This window comes from Roseovarius tibetensis (assembly GCF_050896375.1).
GTDB classification, from domain to species: Bacteria; Pseudomonadota; Alphaproteobacteria; order Rhodobacterales; family Rhodobacteraceae; genus Roseovarius; species Roseovarius tibetensis.
On the sequence record NZ_JBPBBB010000010.1, the window covers coordinates 84,838 to 98,080 of the forward strand.

Consider the following 13,243-nt stretch of genomic DNA (forward strand, 5'->3'; position numbering starts at 1 on the left):
TCCCTTACGCTTCGGCCGACTCGGGCTGGCTGGCCGGGGCCTCATCGCCCTTTTTCAGGACATCGGCGACTTTCTTGCCGCGCCGCTGCGCCACCATACGGGGGCTGGCCTGAAATTTCAGCGCATCCAGCGTGGCGTGGATCATCGCATAGGGGTTTTGCGACCCCGTCGATTTCGCGACCACGTCCTGCACGCCGAGCATCTCGAACACCGCGCGCATGGGACCACCGGCGATGATGCCGGTACCCTGCGTGGCGCTGCGCATCACGATCTTGCCCGCACCGTGGCGACCGATGCCGTCATGATGCAGCGTGCGCCCCTCGCGCAGGGGAACGCGGATCATCGCGCGCTTTGCGGCCTCGTTGGCCTTGCGGATGGCCTCGGGGACCTCCTTGGCCTTGCCCTTGCCAAAGCCGACGCGGCCCTTCTGGTCACCCACGACCACAAGCGCGGCAAAGCCAAAGCGCTTGCCGCCCTTGACCGTCTTGCTGACCCGGTTGATCGCCACGAGACGATCGGCGAATTCCGGCGTTTCGTCGCGTCCGCGACCTCCGCGGCGGTTGTCTTCTCTTGCCATTCTATCGTCTCCTTAAATCTTCAGGCCGGCGTCACGCGCGGCATCCGCCACGGCCTTGATCCGGCCGTGAAACAGGAACCCGCCGCGGTCGAAATACGCCTCGGTCACACCCGCCTTTTGCGCACGCTCGGCGATCGCGGTGCCGATCTTGGACGCGGCTTCGACATTGCACTGCCCGACCAACCCTAAATCTTTTTCCATGGTCGAGGCGGCGGCAAGGGTCATCCCCCGAACGTCGTCGATCAGTTGCACGCTGATATTCTTGTTGGAGCGGTGAACACTCAGGCGCGGGCGCCCGGCATTGACCTTGCGAAGTTTGTTCCGAACGCGCAGGCGGCGTTTGAGGAACAGTTTTCTTTTGCTGTATGCCATCTGTCGCGTCCTTACTTCTTCTTGCCTTCTTTCAAAAGCAGATACTCGCCCTTGTAGCGGATGCCCTTGCCCTTGTACGGCTCCGGCGGTCGCCAGTCGCGAATATTGGCCGCAACCTGCCCGACAAGCTGCTTGTCGGTGCCCTCGATCACCAGTTCGGTGGGCTTGGGCACGGTGATGGTCACACCCTCCGGCACGGGAAACTCGACATCGTGGCTGAGCCCGAGGTTGAGCTTGACCGTGTTGCCTTGCAACTGGGCACGGTAGCCGACGCCGCGGATTTCCATTTCCTGCTTGAAGGTGTTGGTGGCCCCGTGGACGAGGTTCGAGATGACCGTCCGGGTCATGCCCCACTGCTGACGCGCCCGCTTGGACGTGCCGCGCGGCGTCACCTTGATCTGGGCATCCTCGATGGCAATCGAGACATCATCGGTGAAGGTGAAGGATTTCGTGTCCTTCGGGCCTTTCACCTCGATTGTCTGACCCATCATCGTGGCCGTGACGCCATCCGGCAGGGTCACGGGTTGTTTTCCGATTCGAGACATATCCGGCCCTCCTTAGAATACCGTGCAGAGCACTTCGCCACCGACATTGGCGGCGCGCGCAGCTGCATCCGACATCACACCCTTCGAGGTGGAGACAATCGACACACCCAGGCCCTGACGGACCTGCGGGATGTCCTTGACGCCCATGTAGACGCGACGACCGGGCGTGGAGACCCGCGCCATTTCGCGAATGACAGGAGTGCCTTCATAGTACTTGAGGCTGACCTCGATATTCGGGTGGCCGTTGGCCCCCGTCACGGTCTCGAAGCCGCGGATATACCCCTCGGACTTGAGCACCTCGAGCACGCGTTCGCGCAGTTTCGACGTCGGGGTGATGATCGTGGACTTGCCACGCATCTGCCCGTTGCGGATCCGGGTAAGCATATCGCCGATGGGATCATTCATATCTCTGCCCTCCTCACCAGCTGGATTTCACGACGCCGGGCATCTGCCCGGCAGATCCCAGATCCCGCAGCGCGATGCGCGAGACCTTGAGCTTGCGGTAATAGGCGTGCGGACGCCCCGACACCTGGCAGCGGTTGTGCAGCCGGGTTGCCGAGCTGTTCCGCGGCAGTTCCGCGAGCTTGAGTGAGGCGCGAAAACGCTCCTCCATCGGCTTGTTCTGGTCGTTGATGACCGCCTTGAGCGCGGCGCGTTTCTTGGCGAAACGGTCCACCATCTTCTGGCGCTTCTTTTCGCGCTCGATCATTGCTTTCTTGGCCATGATGTAATCCTTCCCCGGCTCAGCTGTTGAACGGCATGTTGAAGTGCTTCAACAGGCTGCGTGCTTCAGCGTCGGTCTTCGCCGTGGTTGCGATGATGATGTCCATCCCCCAGACTTCGTCGACCTTGTCGAAGTTGATTTCGGGGAAAACGATGTGTTCCTTGAGACCCATGGCATAATTGCCCTGCCCATCGAAGGATTTGCCCGACACACCGCGGAAGTCGCGGATGCGCGGCATGGCGATGGTAATCAGGCGGTCAAGGAAGTCGTACATGCGGTCGCCGCGCAACGTGACCTTGGCCCCGAGAGGCATGTCTTCGCGCACCCGGAACCCGGCGATCGAATTGCGGGCCTTGGTGATCACGGCGCGCTGACCGGCGATCGTGCTCAGGTCGTCCTGGGCCGCCTTCGCCTTCTTGGAGTCGCGCACGGCCTCGGCGCCGCAGCCGATGTTCAGGACGATCTTGTCCAGACGCGCGACCTGCATGTCGTTGGTATAGCCGAATTCCTCCTTGAGGGCCGGCTTGATGACATCGCGGAACTGCGTGCGCAGACGCGGGGTATAGGTAGCAGTATCAAGCATCGATCACGTCCCCCGTGGTCTTGGCGAACCGCACCTTCTTGTCCCCCTCGACGCGAAAGCCGACGCGGGTGGGTTTGCCGTTCTTGTCGACGATCGCAAGATTGCTGAGATCGACGGGCATTGCCTTGGGAATCCGACCACCTTGGGTGGACTGGCTCTGGCGGGTGTGGCGAATGGCCATGTTCACGCCGTCAACCACGGCCTTGCCGGATTTCGGATCGACGCTGCTGATCGTGCCCGTGCGGCCCTTGTCCTTGCCGGACAGGACAATCACGCTGTCGCCTTTTTTCAGTTTGGCTGCCATCTTACAGCACCTCCGGGGCGAGCGAGATGATTTTCATGAAGCTTTTCGAGCGCAGTTCGCGCACCACCGGCCCGAAGATACGGGTGCCGATCGGCTCTCCCGCGTTGTTCAGGATGACGGCGGCGTTGCGGTCGAAGCTGATGGCGGTCCCGTCCTCGCGACGGACCTCCTTGGCGGTGCGTACGACGACGGCCTTGCGGACATCGCCCTTTTTCACGCGACCGCGCGGAATGGCTTCCTTGACCGAGACGACGATGATGTCGCCAACGGACGCGTATTTACGCTTGGAACCCCCCAGAACCTTGATGCACTGAACCCGGCGCGCGCCAGAGTTGTCAGCTACATCCAGATTGGTCTGCATCTGGATCATTTGGTGTCTCCCGACCTATGGGGGGCGATGCAATGCCTGATCCCCAGGGTTTCGATTATGCTGCTCCGCGCTGTCGGCCTCAGGCCTCCAGCACCTCCCAGCGTTTGGTTTTCGATCGCGGCGCGCATTCGATGATTCGAACGGCATCGCCGGACTTGTAGGTGTTGTTCTCGTCGTGCGCCCGGTATTTCTTGGACTTGCGGATCGTCTTCTGCAGCACCGGGTGCTTGAAGCGACGCTCGACAGAAACCGTGATAGTCTGGGCGTTGGCGTCGGACGTTACGACACCTTGAAGGATTCGTTTGGGCATCTCAGGGGCTCCTTACTCTGCCGCCGCGCGGGCTTTTTCATTCAGAATGGTCTTGATCCGCGCCGCATCGCGACGGGCCAGACGCATCTGGGCGGGGTTTTCGAGTTGGCTGGTCGCCGCCTGAAACCGCAGGTTGAACTGCTGCTTTTTCAGTTTGGTAAGCTCTTCCCGAAGCTGGTCCGGGGTCTTGTCACGCAGTTCCGTGGCGTTCATCGCCGTCTCCTTTATCTCGAAACACCGGCAGGCCCCTGACGGTTGGTTCAGGGTCACCAAAACTCCGGTGGATGATTTGCAAACACCCGAATCCCCGGCGGGCGGGGATACATGGATTGGCGCTCTATAGAAGAGCTGACCGTACAGGGCAAGCGAAAACCGGACAAGCAGGCCCGCGACATCCCCGGGGCGCCGATCCCGGCCGGAAATGGAAACGGCCCCGGGGCATCCCGAGGCCGTTTCAGAATTCGGATCAGATCGCGTTACGCGAGCTGAAGGTTCGCCGCGCTCTCGCGGCCGTCACGGCCGGCTTCGACGTCGAACGTCACTTTTTGGTCGTCCGCAAGGCCGGTCAGGCCTGCGCGCTCAACAGCGCTAATATGAACGAAAACGTCCTTGCCGCCACCGTCGGGTGCGATAAAGCCGAAACCTTTGGTGGAATTGAACCATTTCACGGTGCCAGATGCCATCGTGTCGTCTCCTGATATAGTCCTGCCCGCGGAAGTGCGGCAGTTTGGCGTGGTCGGTCTGGATCGAGGTACTGACCGCCGTATCGGAGGAGACAGATCGTCGAAATAGAATAACGTTAGCCCGACCCTTGTGGCGCAAATACGCCCATCTTGCAAGCCCCGAATTCACCCGTCCCGATCTTCGGCGCATTTTCCCCGAAAGACACGGCGCGAGATCAGTCCCAGCTGTAATTGAAACTCACGCTGATCCGGTCATCTTCGGACTGGTTCATGGGCACCTCGTGACGCAGCCACGATTCCCACATGAGGACATCCCCGACCTTCGGCGCGACATAGACGAAGGTGCGCATGTCCGCGCGGGCCTCCTTGCGGCGCGTGGGCGCGGCCATCATCCGCGCTGACCGCGGGTCTTCCAGCTTGAGCGCGCTGGTCCCCTCGGGCATAGCGACATAGGTCGTGCCCGAGATCACCGAATGCGGGTGTATATGGCTGCCATGACTGCCGCCCTCGGGCAGGATGTTGATCCAGATATCCTCCAGCTTCAGCGCGCGCCCGTCGAGGTCGAACTCCAGATCCTGCACGAAATCGGCCACATGCGCGTCCAGCACCGTGACCAGGTCGGCGAAGATCGGAAACCGCCAAGGCAGATCGCCAAGCGACGCGTAAGAGGTATAGCCGGGATAACCTTCCGTCTCGCACCAGTCCTGCCCCGCCTCGTCATCCTCGGCTATGGAATAGCATGATGCGGCCAGCTCTGCCGCGTCGATGGTGGGGGCATGCTCGGACAGGGCGGCACGATACAGCCGGGTAACGAAAAGGGATGTGATATCGGACATGGCCAACCCTTATCGCAGATGCCGTGGCGCGCAAGGGTTTCTCAATGCTTTTGCGCCATTGTCAGGCCATGACACGCACCAGAACGGCGCAATTCCTGATCCATATGACCGGCGCGGCCTGCCTGATGCTGGTCGGCGCGCCGGGCGGCATGGCAGATCCTGCCCCCACGGGCCTGTTCCGCGACCGCGCACCGTTGTTCGACAATCCCCGCCAGCCGTTGATCGCCGCGCGCACCGGGCCGTCCGTGCAAAGCGCCAGCCTGTTCGTCGGCCCCGAGGATGGGGACGGCCTGTTCGCCCCGACCCCACGCCAGCCGCTCACAGCGCCGCGCACCGGGCCGTCCGCGGCGGCGCGCCTGCGCGATCTCATCGCGCTGGCAGAGGCCGGGCGCGCGGGCTACGATGCGGTGCAGCACGGCGCGACGATCCGCCCGCCGAAACGGCCGACGCAGATGACCCTGCGCGAGATCGACCAATGGACCCGCGCCACCCCCGGACAGCCCCACGCCATCGGTCGGTATCAATTCATCCCCGCCACGCTGCGCCGGCTGACGGCACGGCTGCACCTGTCGCCGGGCACGCGGTTCGGCCCGGACGTACAGGACCGGCTGGGTGATCTGCTGCTTGCGGATGCGGGACTGGACAAGGTCCAGCGGGGCGAGATCACGCAGGACGCGTTCCTGTTGAACCTTGCAAAGATCTGGGCCGGCCTGCCCACGGCCACGGGGCGCAGCTATTATCATGGCGTGGCGGGCAACAAGGCTACGATGACCTGGCATCGCTACACGCAGGCCGTGCGCGAAATTCTCGGCGGATAGGCACGGCGCGCAGGCCGGCGGCATGAAAAAGCCCCGCCGCTTGCGCGCCGGGGCCATTTCGGTCGTCACCGCATCGCCGCGCTCACCAGTCCTCGCGGACCACCACGCGGGTCTTGAGCGGCAGCTTCATCGCGGCAAGGCGCAGGGCCTCCATCGCGGTCTCGTCATTCACGCCGTCGATCTCGAACATCACGCGGCCGGGCTTGACCTTGCAGACCCAGCGATCGACAGAGCCCTTGCCCTTGCCCATGCGCACCTCGATGGGCTTGGCAGAGACCGGCACATCCGGAAAGATCCGGATCCAGACGCGACCCTGACGTTTCATGTGACGCGTCATGGCACGGCGCGCGGCCTCGATCTGACGCGCGGTGACGCGCTCCGGCTCGGTTGCCTTCAGGCCGTACCCGCCAAAGTTCAGGTCAGAGCCGCCCTTGGCCTCGCCCTTGATCCGGCCCTTGAACTGCTTGCGGAATTTCGTGCGTTTAGGTTGTAGCATCTGTCATGTCCCCTTATCGACGGCCGCCGGCGCCACGCGGCGCGGGACCATCCTGGAGTTCCTGCGCCTTGCGATCCCGGGCTGCAGGATCGTGCTCCAGGATCTCGCCCTTGAAAATCCAGACCTTGATGCCGATGATCCCGTACGCGGTCTGCGCCTGAACGCTGGCGTAATCGATATCGGACCGCAGCGTGTGCAGCGGCACGCGGCCCTCGCGATACCATTCGGTGCGCGCGATCTCGGCCCCGCCGAGACGACCCGCGACATTCACACGGATCCCGAGAGCGCCCATGCGCATCGCGTTCTGGACGGCCCGCTTCATGGCCCGCCGGAACGACACGCGACGCTCGAGCTGTTGAGCGATGCTGTCCCCGACAAGCGCCGCGTCAAGCTCGGGCTTGCGCACCTCGACGATGTTGAGATGCAACTCGCTGTCGGTGATCTTGGCCAGCTTCTTGCGCAGGGTTTCGATATCCGCGCCCTTCTTGCCGATGATCACGCCCGGGCGCGCCGTGTGGATCGTCACGCGGCACTTCTTGTGCGGCCGCTCGATGATCACCCGGCTGATGCCGGCCTGCTTGCACTCGGTGTTGATGAACTCGCGAATCGCGAGATCCTCCAGCAGCAGGTTCCCGTAATCCTTGGTATCGGCATACCAGCGGCTGTCCCAGGTGCGGTTGACCTGCAGGCGCATGCCAATCGGATTTACTTTATTTCCCATCAGGCTTGCTCCTCAACTTCACGCACCTTGATCGTCAGTTCCGAGAACGGCTTGCGCAGTGCGCCGAACCGTCCGCGGGCCCGCGGACGCCCGCGCTTCAGCACAAGGTTCTTGCCGACATAGGCCTCGGCCACCACCAGCTCGTCGACGTCGAGATTGTGGTTGTTCTCGGCATTGGCGATCGCCGATTGCAGGCACTTGCGCACGTCGTCAGAGATGCGCTTTTTCGAGAATGTCAGATCGGTCAGCGCCCGGTCCACCTTCTTGCCCCGGATCATCGCCGCGACAAGGTTCAGCTTCTGCGGGCTGGTGCGCAGCATGCGCAGCTTGGCCATCGCCTCGTTATCCGCCACGCGGCGGGGATTCTTGTCCTTGCCCATGGCTTATTTCCTCTTCGCTTTCTTGTCGGCGGTGTGACCGTAATAGGTGCGCGTCGGCGAATATTCCCCGAACTTCTGCCCGATCATGTCCTCGCTGACATTCACCGGCACATGCTTCTTACCATTATAGACACCAAAGGTCAGTCCGACGAATTGCGGCAGGATGGTCGACCGGCGCGACCAGATCTTGATGACGTCGTTGCGGCCCGATTCGCGCGCGGCCTCGGCCTTTTTCAGGACGTAGGCATCGACGAAGGGGCCTTTCCATACAGAGCGGCTCATTTGTTAACGGCCCTTCTTCTTGGCGTGACGCGAGCGCAGGATAAGCTTCTGCGACGCCTTGTTGGTATTGCGGGTGCGCGCGCCCTTGGTGGGCTTGCCCCACGGCGTGACCGGGTGACGGCCACCGCTGGTGCGGCCCTCGCCACCGCCATGCGGGTGGTCGATCGGGTTCATGACGACACCACGCACCGACGGCCGCTTGCCGTGATGGCGCATGCGGCCCGCCTTGCCGAAATCCTGGTTGCTGTTGTCGGGATTGCTGACCGCGCCGACAGTGGCGAGGCATTCCTGACGCACGATGCGCAGCTCGCCCGAGGACAGCCGCACCTGCGCGTAGCCGCCGTCACGGCCGACGAATTGCGCGTAGGCCCCTGCGGCGCGGGCGATTTGGCCACCCTTGCCGGGCTTGAGCTCTATGTTATGAACGATCGTCCCGATCGGCATCCCCGAGAAGGGCATCGTGTTGCCGGGCTTGATATCGGCCTTTGCCGAGGCGATCACCTTGTCGCCTGCGGCCATGCGCTGCGGTGCGAGGATATAGGCCTGCTCCCCGTCATCATAGCGGATCAGCGCGATGAAGGCGGTGCGGTTGGGATCGTATTCGATACGCTCGACCGTGGCCGAGATGTCGAACTTGGTTCGCTTGAAATCGACGATGCGGTAGAGGCGTTTCGCCCCGCCCCCGCGACGCCGCGAGGTAATCCGCCCGGTGTTGTTGCGGCCGCCCGATTTCGTCAGACCCTCGGTGAGGGATTTGACGGGACGTCCTTTCCACAGCTCCGAACGGTCGATCAGCACCAGCCCGCGCTGGCCCGGCGTCGTCGGTTTGTACGACTTGAGTGCCATGCTTTCTGTCTTCCGTTAGCTTGCGACGGGTTGCCCCGCCTATGTTGTGGCCGGGCTTCCCCCGGCTCGCATCAAGGGCCCTCGCAAGGTCCCCGGTGTTGGGTGTTCTTTTGAACAACAGCAAAGCCCCGGACGAATCCGGGGCTGAACCGACACGTCCTGTTAGGCGACAGCAGACCGGCGGTCAAGGGATTAGGTCGTGAATTCGGGATTTGACCGCAGAGCGGCGTCATCGGTCAGACGACATCCGGACGCGTGCGCCCGCCATGTGCCGACCGGCCAGAGGTACGCTACGTCGTCACGCCCACTGCGCATACGGTCCGTTCGCAACGACCGGATGGGACCCGTCCGACGCCGCCGGCCCTCAGTTCGCGGCCGACTCTATGGTTTGCCCGGCCTTCTGGACATCCCGTCCGGCCCCCTGCACCGTTTCGCAAGCGGCCAGCACGAAACAGGACATCACTCCGATAATCAAAGGTCGCATTCCACCACTCCTAGGTTGACGCGCGATCATTATACCAAGCGCGGTGAGCCCACAAGATGGATCGCACCGACGCGATTCCGTCAAATCCGATGTAAATCAAGGACCTGACGTGATGTCGACGCGCGTGGTCGCACGCATCGACGCGCTGTCAAAGCTGCGCCATGACCTCGTCGCTGGCCTCGAAATTGGTGGTGACGCGCTGGACGTCGTCATCGTCCTCAAGCGCCTCGATCAGCTTCATCAGCTTCTGCATGCCCTCGAGATCCATCTCGGTCGTGGTGGTGGGCTTCCAGACCAGCCTCGTCGACTCCGACTCGCCCAGATCCGCCTCGAGCGCCGTCGCAACGTCGTTCAGATCCGTGTCCGCACACCAGATCACGTGGCCATCCTCACCACTTTCCACGTCATCCGCTCCGGCCTCGATCGCAGCCATCATCACGGTGTCGGCATCGCCCACCTCGGCGGGATAGGTGATCTCGCCCTTGCGCTCGAACATGAAGACGACGCTTCCGGTCTCGCCCATGTTCCCGCCGCTCTTGGTGAACGTGCTGCGCACGTTCGACGCGGTGCGATTGCGGTTGTCGGTCATCGCCTCGACGATCACCGCGACGCCGCCCGGCCCGTAGCCCTCGTACCGGATCTCCTCGTAATCCTCGACATCGCCGCCCTGCGCCTTCTTGATGGCGCGCTCGATATTGTCCTTGGGCATGGACTGCCCCTTGGCCTCCTTGATGGCCAGACGCAGCCGGGGATTTTTCTCGGGGTCGGGGTCACCCATCTTGGCGGCGACCGTGATCTCCTTGGAAAACTTGGAAAACAACTTGGCCCGGACCGCGTCCTGACGCCCTTTGCGATGTTGGATATTCGCCCATTTCGAATGGCCGGCCATTGTGCCCTCTCCTGAAAACCCGGAATCTCGCGGTCTTCTATCGGCTTGGCGACGGCAGGGCAACGGCCCCCGGCCCGATCAGGGTCCCGCCTGCTGCAGACGCCCGCCCTGCCGTACCATCTCGATCCGGCTGGCGCGCCCGGTCGCATCGTCGGTCTCGATATAGACCCCCGACAACGTGACGGGGCCCATTGCTGGGGTAAACCGCTCCTTGCCCATGCCCGCCACGAAACGGCGCATCGGCTCGGCCTTGTCCATGCCGATGACAGAGTCGTAATCGCCGCACATGCCTGCATCGCCCTGGAACGCCGTGCCGCCGGTCAGGATCTGTGCATCGGCCGTCGGGATGTGCGTGTGCGTGCCGACCACGAGGCTGGCGCGCCCGTCGCAGAAATGGCCCATGGCCATCTTCTCCGAGGTCGCCTCGCAATGCATGTCGACCACCGCTGCCTGTACCGCGCCACCCAAGGGATGCGTGCGCAGCACCGTGTCGATGGCCGAGAACGGATCGTCGAAGGCCCGCCGCATGAACACGTTGCCCAGCACCTGCGCCACAAGAACCTTGCGCCCCCGCCCGTCCGTGAACACCCGGTGCCCCCGTCCCGGCGCGGCCTTGGCATAGTTCAGCGGCCGAATGAGGCGCGTCTCGCGCTCGACCGCCTGCAACATGTCCTTCTGGTCGAAGGCGTGATCCCCCAGCGTGACGCAATCCGCGCCGGCCTCGAACAACCCGGTCGCATGTGCCGCCGAAAGACCCATCCCGCCCGAGGCATTCTCGCCATTGACCACCACGAAATCGAGGGCCCAGGCCTTGCGCAACGCGGGCAACCCGGCGGCCACCGCCGCACGTCCCGCACGCCCCATCACGTCGCCAAGAAAAAGTATCTTCATGTCGTCCTGATAGGTCCACGCGCCCGCAAGCGCAAGCAGTCGGGATGGGGCGTCACCCTGCCCTTCATCTTTCCAAAAATACTCGAAACACGACGGCGCGGCCCGGCGCACGGCCCGGTCCCGGCAGACCCGTCAGTCGCCAAACCCGACCACGCCCGCCTCGGTCGCCACCATGTCGAGGGGCTGGTCGGTCGACTCCAGCGGGAGGGCCTCGTCGGCCTCCTGCGCGGCGTAGGCAAAGCCGATCGCCACCGTCCGCCGCCGCGCCCGCAGCTTCTCCAGCGTACGGTCGTAAAAGCCGCCGCCATAGCCCAGGCGCCCGCCCGCGCGGTCGAAGGCCACCAGCGGCACAATCAGCACCTCGGGCTCGATGAAATCGTCCACCTCCGGCACCATCGCGCCGAACGGCCCCTCGCGCAGCCTGCAATTCGGCGTCCAGCGCGAAAAGCGCAGCGGCCGGCCCGGCCCGGCGATGACCGGCACCGCGACCGGGCCATGCATCGCGGCCTCGGCCATTGCCGGGCGCGGATCGATCTCGGTCCGGATCGGCAGGTACCCCGCCAGCGGCACCCCGCGCCACGCCCCGAGCACCTCCCGAAGCCACCGATCCGCGCCGCCGGGGTCGGCGCGATGTGCCTCGGCGCGCCGGGCGAAGGCGGCCTTGCGCGCCGCCGTCTTGATCCCGGCCCGGTCGCTCATAGCAGGAACATCGCCCCCAGCCCGAGGAAGGCGAAGAACCCGACGACATCCGTCACCGTTGTCACGAACGTGCCGGATCCAAGCGCCGGATCGATCCCCATCCGGTCCATGACCACGGGGATCGCCGCGCCGGCGAGCCCGGCCGCGACAAGGTTTATCACCATCGCGGCCGCAATCACGTAGCCCAGCTCGACCCCGCCGAACCAGGCGACGCCGACGACCCCCATCACCAGTGCAAAGACAAGGCCGTTGATCAGGCCCACCGTGATCTCGCGCAGCAGCACGCGCTTGACGTTCGCGCCGGTCAGGTCCTTGGTCGCCAGCGCGCGCACCGCCACTGTCAGGCTCTGCGTGCCGGCATTGCCGCCCATCGACGCCACGATCGGCATCAGGACCGCCAGCGCCACAAGCTGCCCGATCGCATCCTCGAAGACAGCGATGACCAGCGACGCGAGAATCGCCGTCAGCAGGTTCACGCCCAGCCAGGGCAGCCGCTGCTTCGAGGTCTGGATCACGCTGTCATTGACGCCCCCCTCGCCGACACCGGCGAGGCGGAAGATGTCCTCTTCGTGTTCTTCGTCCAGCACGGTCATCGCGTCGTCGATGGTGATCACGCCGACCAGCCGTCCCTCTTCATCCACCACAGGCGCGGAAATCAGGTGGTACTGGTTGAACGCATAGGCCACGTCACCCTCGACCTGGCCGACAGGGATCACGTGAAACGTCTCTTCCACGATGTCGCGCAGCGCCACCTCGCGGCGCGCCGCCATGATCCGCCCCAGCATCACGTTGCCGACGGGGTGCAGGCGCGGATCGACCAGGATGATATGGTAGAACTGCTCGGGCAGATCGTCGGCGCCGCGCATGAAGTCGATGACGTCGCCCACGGTCCAGTGCTCGGGGGCCATGACCACTTCGCGCTGCATCAGGCGGCCGGCGGAATATTCCGGGTAACTCAGCGATTGACGCACCGCCAACTGGTCACTGGCCCCGAGCGCGCCGAGGATCGCGTCCTGCTGGCCCCCCTCCAGATCCTCGACCAGATCGACCACGTCATCGGAGTCGAGCTCTCGCACCGCGTCGGCCAGAACCTCTGGCGTCAGCAGCCCGATCACCTCTTCGCGGATCGACTCGTCCAGTTCGGACAGGATGTCGCCGTCGAATTCATGCCCGTAAAGCGTGATCAGCCGGCGCCGGTCATAGGCCGTGATCTGTTCGAGAAGGTCGGCGATATCCGCGGCGTGCAGGGTCTCCATCTCTTGCCACAGGCGGTCGCGATCGTCGGTGTCCACGGCCTCCATGATCCGCGCCACGGCCTGCTTGTTCAGCGGGTCGTCATTGTCCCCGGCCTCGCTTTCGAGCGTCGCCACGTCGTCCCGGTCTTCCATGTCGCGCACTCCCGTCGCCAGATCCAGATTATGGATAAAGAAGGC

General features: G+C 63.9%; 23 protein-coding genes. 1 reads left to right on the forward strand and 22 read right to left on the reverse strand.

What is annotated here, in order from left to right; all coding sequences use genetic code 11:
- Window positions 1-4: 4 nt before the first annotated feature.
- From rpsE to ACROSR_RS09160, 12 genes are all read right to left on the reverse strand, one after another.
- On the reverse strand, window positions 5-577 hold the full coding sequence (gene rpsE, locus ACROSR_RS09105) for a 30S ribosomal protein S5 (protein ID WP_432684239.1): 573 nt from the start codon (window positions 575-577) through the stop codon (window positions 5-7).
- Between the two features lie 12 nt (window positions 578-589).
- Window positions 590-949 (reverse strand): 50S ribosomal protein L18, encoded by a 360-nt coding sequence (gene rplR / locus ACROSR_RS09110; RefSeq protein ID WP_432684241.1) that lies wholly within the window; start codon window positions 947-949, stop codon window positions 590-592.
- A gap of 11 nt (window positions 950-960) precedes the next feature.
- A complete protein-coding gene (gene rplF, locus ACROSR_RS09115) occupies window positions 961-1,494 on the reverse strand; it encodes a 50S ribosomal protein L6 (protein ID WP_432684243.1) in 534 nt (177 codons plus the stop codon).
- A 12-nt stretch (window positions 1,495-1,506) separates the two neighbouring features.
- On the reverse strand, window positions 1,507-1,899 hold the full coding sequence (gene rpsH / locus ACROSR_RS09120; RefSeq protein WP_432684245.1) for a 30S ribosomal protein S8: 393 nt from the start codon (window positions 1,897-1,899) through the stop codon (window positions 1,507-1,509).
- A 13-nt stretch (window positions 1,900-1,912) separates the two neighbouring features.
- The gene (gene rpsN, locus ACROSR_RS09125; RefSeq protein ID WP_432684247.1) at window positions 1,913-2,218 is read right to left on the reverse strand and encodes a 30S ribosomal protein S14; all 306 of its coding nucleotides are present in this window, start codon (window positions 2,216-2,218) and stop codon (window positions 1,913-1,915) included.
- Window positions 2,219-2,237: 19 nt separating this feature from the next.
- Entirely contained in the window at window positions 2,238-2,801 is a 564-nt protein-coding gene (gene rplE / locus ACROSR_RS09130) for a 50S ribosomal protein L5 (RefSeq protein ID WP_432684249.1), read from the reverse strand.
- A complete protein-coding gene (gene rplX / locus ACROSR_RS09135; RefSeq protein WP_432684251.1) occupies window positions 2,794-3,105 on the reverse strand; it encodes a 50S ribosomal protein L24 in 312 nt (103 codons plus the stop codon). The genes rplE and rplX overlap by 8 nt, the downstream gene beginning before the upstream one ends.
- Window position 3,106: 1 nt before the next feature.
- Entirely contained in the window at window positions 3,107-3,475 is a 369-nt protein-coding gene (gene rplN / locus ACROSR_RS09140; RefSeq protein ID WP_432684253.1) for a 50S ribosomal protein L14, read from the reverse strand.
- A 79-nt stretch (window positions 3,476-3,554) separates the two neighbouring features.
- Entirely contained in the window at window positions 3,555-3,785 is a 231-nt protein-coding gene (rpsQ, locus tag ACROSR_RS09145; RefSeq protein WP_432684255.1) for a 30S ribosomal protein S17, read from the reverse strand.
- Window positions 3,786-3,797: 12 nt separating this feature from the next.
- Complete coding sequence (rpmC, locus tag ACROSR_RS09150; protein WP_432684257.1) at window positions 3,798-3,998, reverse strand: 50S ribosomal protein L29; 201 nt, start codon at window positions 3,996-3,998, stop codon at window positions 3,798-3,800.
- A 263-nt stretch (window positions 3,999-4,261) separates the two neighbouring features.
- Window positions 4,262-4,468, reverse strand: coding sequence for a cold-shock protein (locus ACROSR_RS09155; RefSeq protein ID WP_432684259.1), 207 nt, complete (start codon window positions 4,466-4,468; stop codon window positions 4,262-4,264).
- A gap of 215 nt (window positions 4,469-4,683) precedes the next feature.
- A complete protein-coding gene (locus ACROSR_RS09160; RefSeq protein WP_432684261.1) occupies window positions 4,684-5,304 on the reverse strand; it encodes a TIGR02466 family protein in 621 nt (206 codons plus the stop codon).
- Between the two features lie 68 nt (window positions 5,305-5,372).
- On the opposite strand from ACROSR_RS09160, the gene ACROSR_RS09165 reads away from it, so the two are divergent.
- Window positions 5,373-6,122, forward strand: a complete 750-nt coding sequence (locus ACROSR_RS09165) for a hypothetical protein (RefSeq protein ID WP_432684263.1) — start codon at window positions 5,373-5,375, stop codon at window positions 6,120-6,122.
- Window positions 6,123-6,204: 82 nt separating this feature from the next.
- Here ACROSR_RS09165 and rplP read toward each other — a convergent pair whose 3' ends face one another.
- From rplP to mgtE, 10 genes are all read right to left on the reverse strand, one after another.
- Window positions 6,205-6,618 carry a 50S ribosomal protein L16 gene (rplP, locus tag ACROSR_RS09170; RefSeq protein WP_432684265.1) on the reverse strand — a complete coding sequence of 138 codons (414 nt, stop codon included), beginning with the start codon at window positions 6,616-6,618 and terminating at the stop codon, window positions 6,205-6,207.
- 13 nt (window positions 6,619-6,631) lie between these two features.
- Entirely contained in the window at window positions 6,632-7,339 is a 708-nt protein-coding gene (gene rpsC, locus ACROSR_RS09175) for a 30S ribosomal protein S3 (protein WP_432684267.1), read from the reverse strand.
- Window positions 7,339-7,719: a 50S ribosomal protein L22 gene (gene rplV, locus ACROSR_RS09180; protein ID WP_336418240.1), complete on the reverse strand. Its 381-nt coding sequence runs from the start codon at window positions 7,717-7,719 to the stop codon at window positions 7,339-7,341. The genes rpsC and rplV overlap by 1 nt, the downstream gene beginning before the upstream one ends.
- A 3-nt stretch (window positions 7,720-7,722) precedes the next feature.
- Complete coding sequence (gene rpsS, locus ACROSR_RS09185) at window positions 7,723-8,001, reverse strand: 30S ribosomal protein S19 (protein ID WP_336418239.1); 279 nt, start codon at window positions 7,999-8,001, stop codon at window positions 7,723-7,725.
- 3 nt (window positions 8,002-8,004) lie between these two features.
- A complete protein-coding gene (gene rplB / locus ACROSR_RS09190; protein ID WP_432684269.1) occupies window positions 8,005-8,847 on the reverse strand; it encodes a 50S ribosomal protein L2 in 843 nt (280 codons plus the stop codon).
- 364 nt (window positions 8,848-9,211) lie between these two features.
- The gene (locus ACROSR_RS09195; protein ID WP_432684271.1) at window positions 9,212-9,361 is read right to left on the reverse strand and encodes an entericidin A/B family lipoprotein; all 150 of its coding nucleotides are present in this window, start codon (window positions 9,359-9,361) and stop codon (window positions 9,212-9,214) included.
- A 118-nt stretch (window positions 9,362-9,479) separates the two neighbouring features.
- Entirely contained in the window at window positions 9,480-10,220 is a 741-nt protein-coding gene (locus tag ACROSR_RS09200; protein WP_432684273.1) for a YebC/PmpR family DNA-binding transcriptional regulator, read from the reverse strand.
- Between the two features lie 78 nt (window positions 10,221-10,298).
- Window positions 10,299-11,111, reverse strand: coding sequence for a TIGR00282 family metallophosphoesterase (locus ACROSR_RS09205; RefSeq protein WP_432684275.1), 813 nt, complete (start codon window positions 11,109-11,111; stop codon window positions 10,299-10,301).
- Between the two features lie 132 nt (window positions 11,112-11,243).
- Entirely contained in the window at window positions 11,244-11,810 is a 567-nt protein-coding gene (locus ACROSR_RS09210; RefSeq protein WP_432684277.1) for a 5-formyltetrahydrofolate cyclo-ligase, read from the reverse strand.
- The gene (mgtE, locus tag ACROSR_RS09215) at window positions 11,807-13,198 is read right to left on the reverse strand and encodes a magnesium transporter (protein WP_432684279.1); all 1,392 of its coding nucleotides are present in this window, start codon (window positions 13,196-13,198) and stop codon (window positions 11,807-11,809) included. The genes ACROSR_RS09210 and mgtE overlap by 4 nt, the downstream gene beginning before the upstream one ends.
- Window positions 13,199-13,243: the final 45 nt, after the last annotated feature.

Bases quoted from the DNA above. Each gene is read 5' to 3' on its own strand.
- rpsQ (WP_432684255.1), bottom strand. From the start codon at position 3,785: ATGCCCAAACGAATCCTTCAAGGTGTCGTAACGTCCGACGCCAACGCC.
- rpsN (WP_432684247.1), bottom strand. From the start codon at position 2,218: ATGGCCAAGAAAGCAATGATCGAGCGCGAAAAGAAGCGCCAGAAGATG.
- rpsE (WP_432684239.1), bottom strand. From the start codon at position 577: ATGGCAAGAGAAGACAACCGCCGCGGAGGTCGCGGACGCGACGAAACG.
- mgtE (WP_432684279.1), bottom strand. From the start codon at position 13,198: ATGGAAGACCGGGACGACGTGGCGACGCTCGAAAGCGAGGCCGGGGAC.
- rpsC (WP_432684267.1), bottom strand. From the start codon at position 7,339: ATGGGAAATAAAGTAAATCCGATTGGCATGCGCCTGCAGGTCAACCGC.
- rplN (WP_432684253.1), bottom strand. From the start codon at position 3,475: ATGATCCAGATGCAGACCAATCTGGATGTAGCTGACAACTCTGGCGCG.
- rplP (WP_432684265.1), bottom strand. From the start codon at position 6,618: ATGCTACAACCTAAACGCACGAAATTCCGCAAGCAGTTCAAGGGCCGG.
- rpmC (WP_432684257.1), bottom strand. From the start codon at position 3,998: ATGAACGCCACGGAACTGCGTGACAAGACCCCGGACCAGCTTCGGGAA.
- rplF (WP_432684243.1), bottom strand. From the start codon at position 1,494: ATGTCTCGAATCGGAAAACAACCCGTGACCCTGCCGGATGGCGTCACG.
- rpsS (WP_336418239.1), bottom strand. From the start codon at position 8,001: ATGAGCCGCTCTGTATGGAAAGGCCCCTTCGTCGATGCCTACGTCCTG.
- rpsH (WP_432684245.1), bottom strand. From the start codon at position 1,899: ATGAATGATCCCATCGGCGATATGCTTACCCGGATCCGCAACGGGCAG.
- rplX (WP_432684251.1), bottom strand. From the start codon at position 3,105: ATGGCAGCCAAACTGAAAAAAGGCGACAGCGTGATTGTCCTGTCCGGC.
- rplE (WP_432684249.1), bottom strand. From the start codon at position 2,801: ATGCTTGATACTGCTACCTATACCCCGCGTCTGCGCACGCAGTTCCGC.
- ACROSR_RS09200 (WP_432684273.1), bottom strand. From the start codon at position 10,220: ATGGCCGGCCATTCGAAATGGGCGAATATCCAACATCGCAAAGGGCGT.
- rplR (WP_432684241.1), bottom strand. From the start codon at position 949: ATGGCATACAGCAAAAGAAAACTGTTCCTCAAACGCCGCCTGCGCGTT.
- ACROSR_RS09160 (WP_432684261.1), bottom strand. From the start codon at position 5,304: ATGTCCGATATCACATCCCTTTTCGTTACCCGGCTGTATCGTGCCGCC.
- ACROSR_RS09155 (WP_432684259.1), bottom strand. From the start codon at position 4,468: ATGGCATCTGGCACCGTGAAATGGTTCAATTCCACCAAAGGTTTCGGC.
- ACROSR_RS09210 (WP_432684277.1), bottom strand. From the start codon at position 11,810: ATGAGCGACCGGGCCGGGATCAAGACGGCGGCGCGCAAGGCCGCCTTC.
- rplB (WP_432684269.1), bottom strand. From the start codon at position 8,847: ATGGCACTCAAGTCGTACAAACCGACGACGCCGGGCCAGCGCGGGCTG.
- rplV (WP_336418240.1), bottom strand. From the start codon at position 7,719: ATGGGCAAGGACAAGAATCCCCGCCGCGTGGCGGATAACGAGGCGATG.
- ACROSR_RS09205 (WP_432684275.1), bottom strand. From the start codon at position 11,111: ATGAAGATACTTTTTCTTGGCGACGTGATGGGGCGTGCGGGACGTGCG.
- ACROSR_RS09195 (WP_432684271.1), bottom strand. From the start codon at position 9,361: ATGATCGCGCGTCAACCTAGGAGTGGTGGAATGCGACCTTTGATTATC.
- ACROSR_RS09165 (WP_432684263.1), top strand. From the start codon at position 5,373: ATGACACGCACCAGAACGGCGCAATTCCTGATCCATATGACCGGCGCG.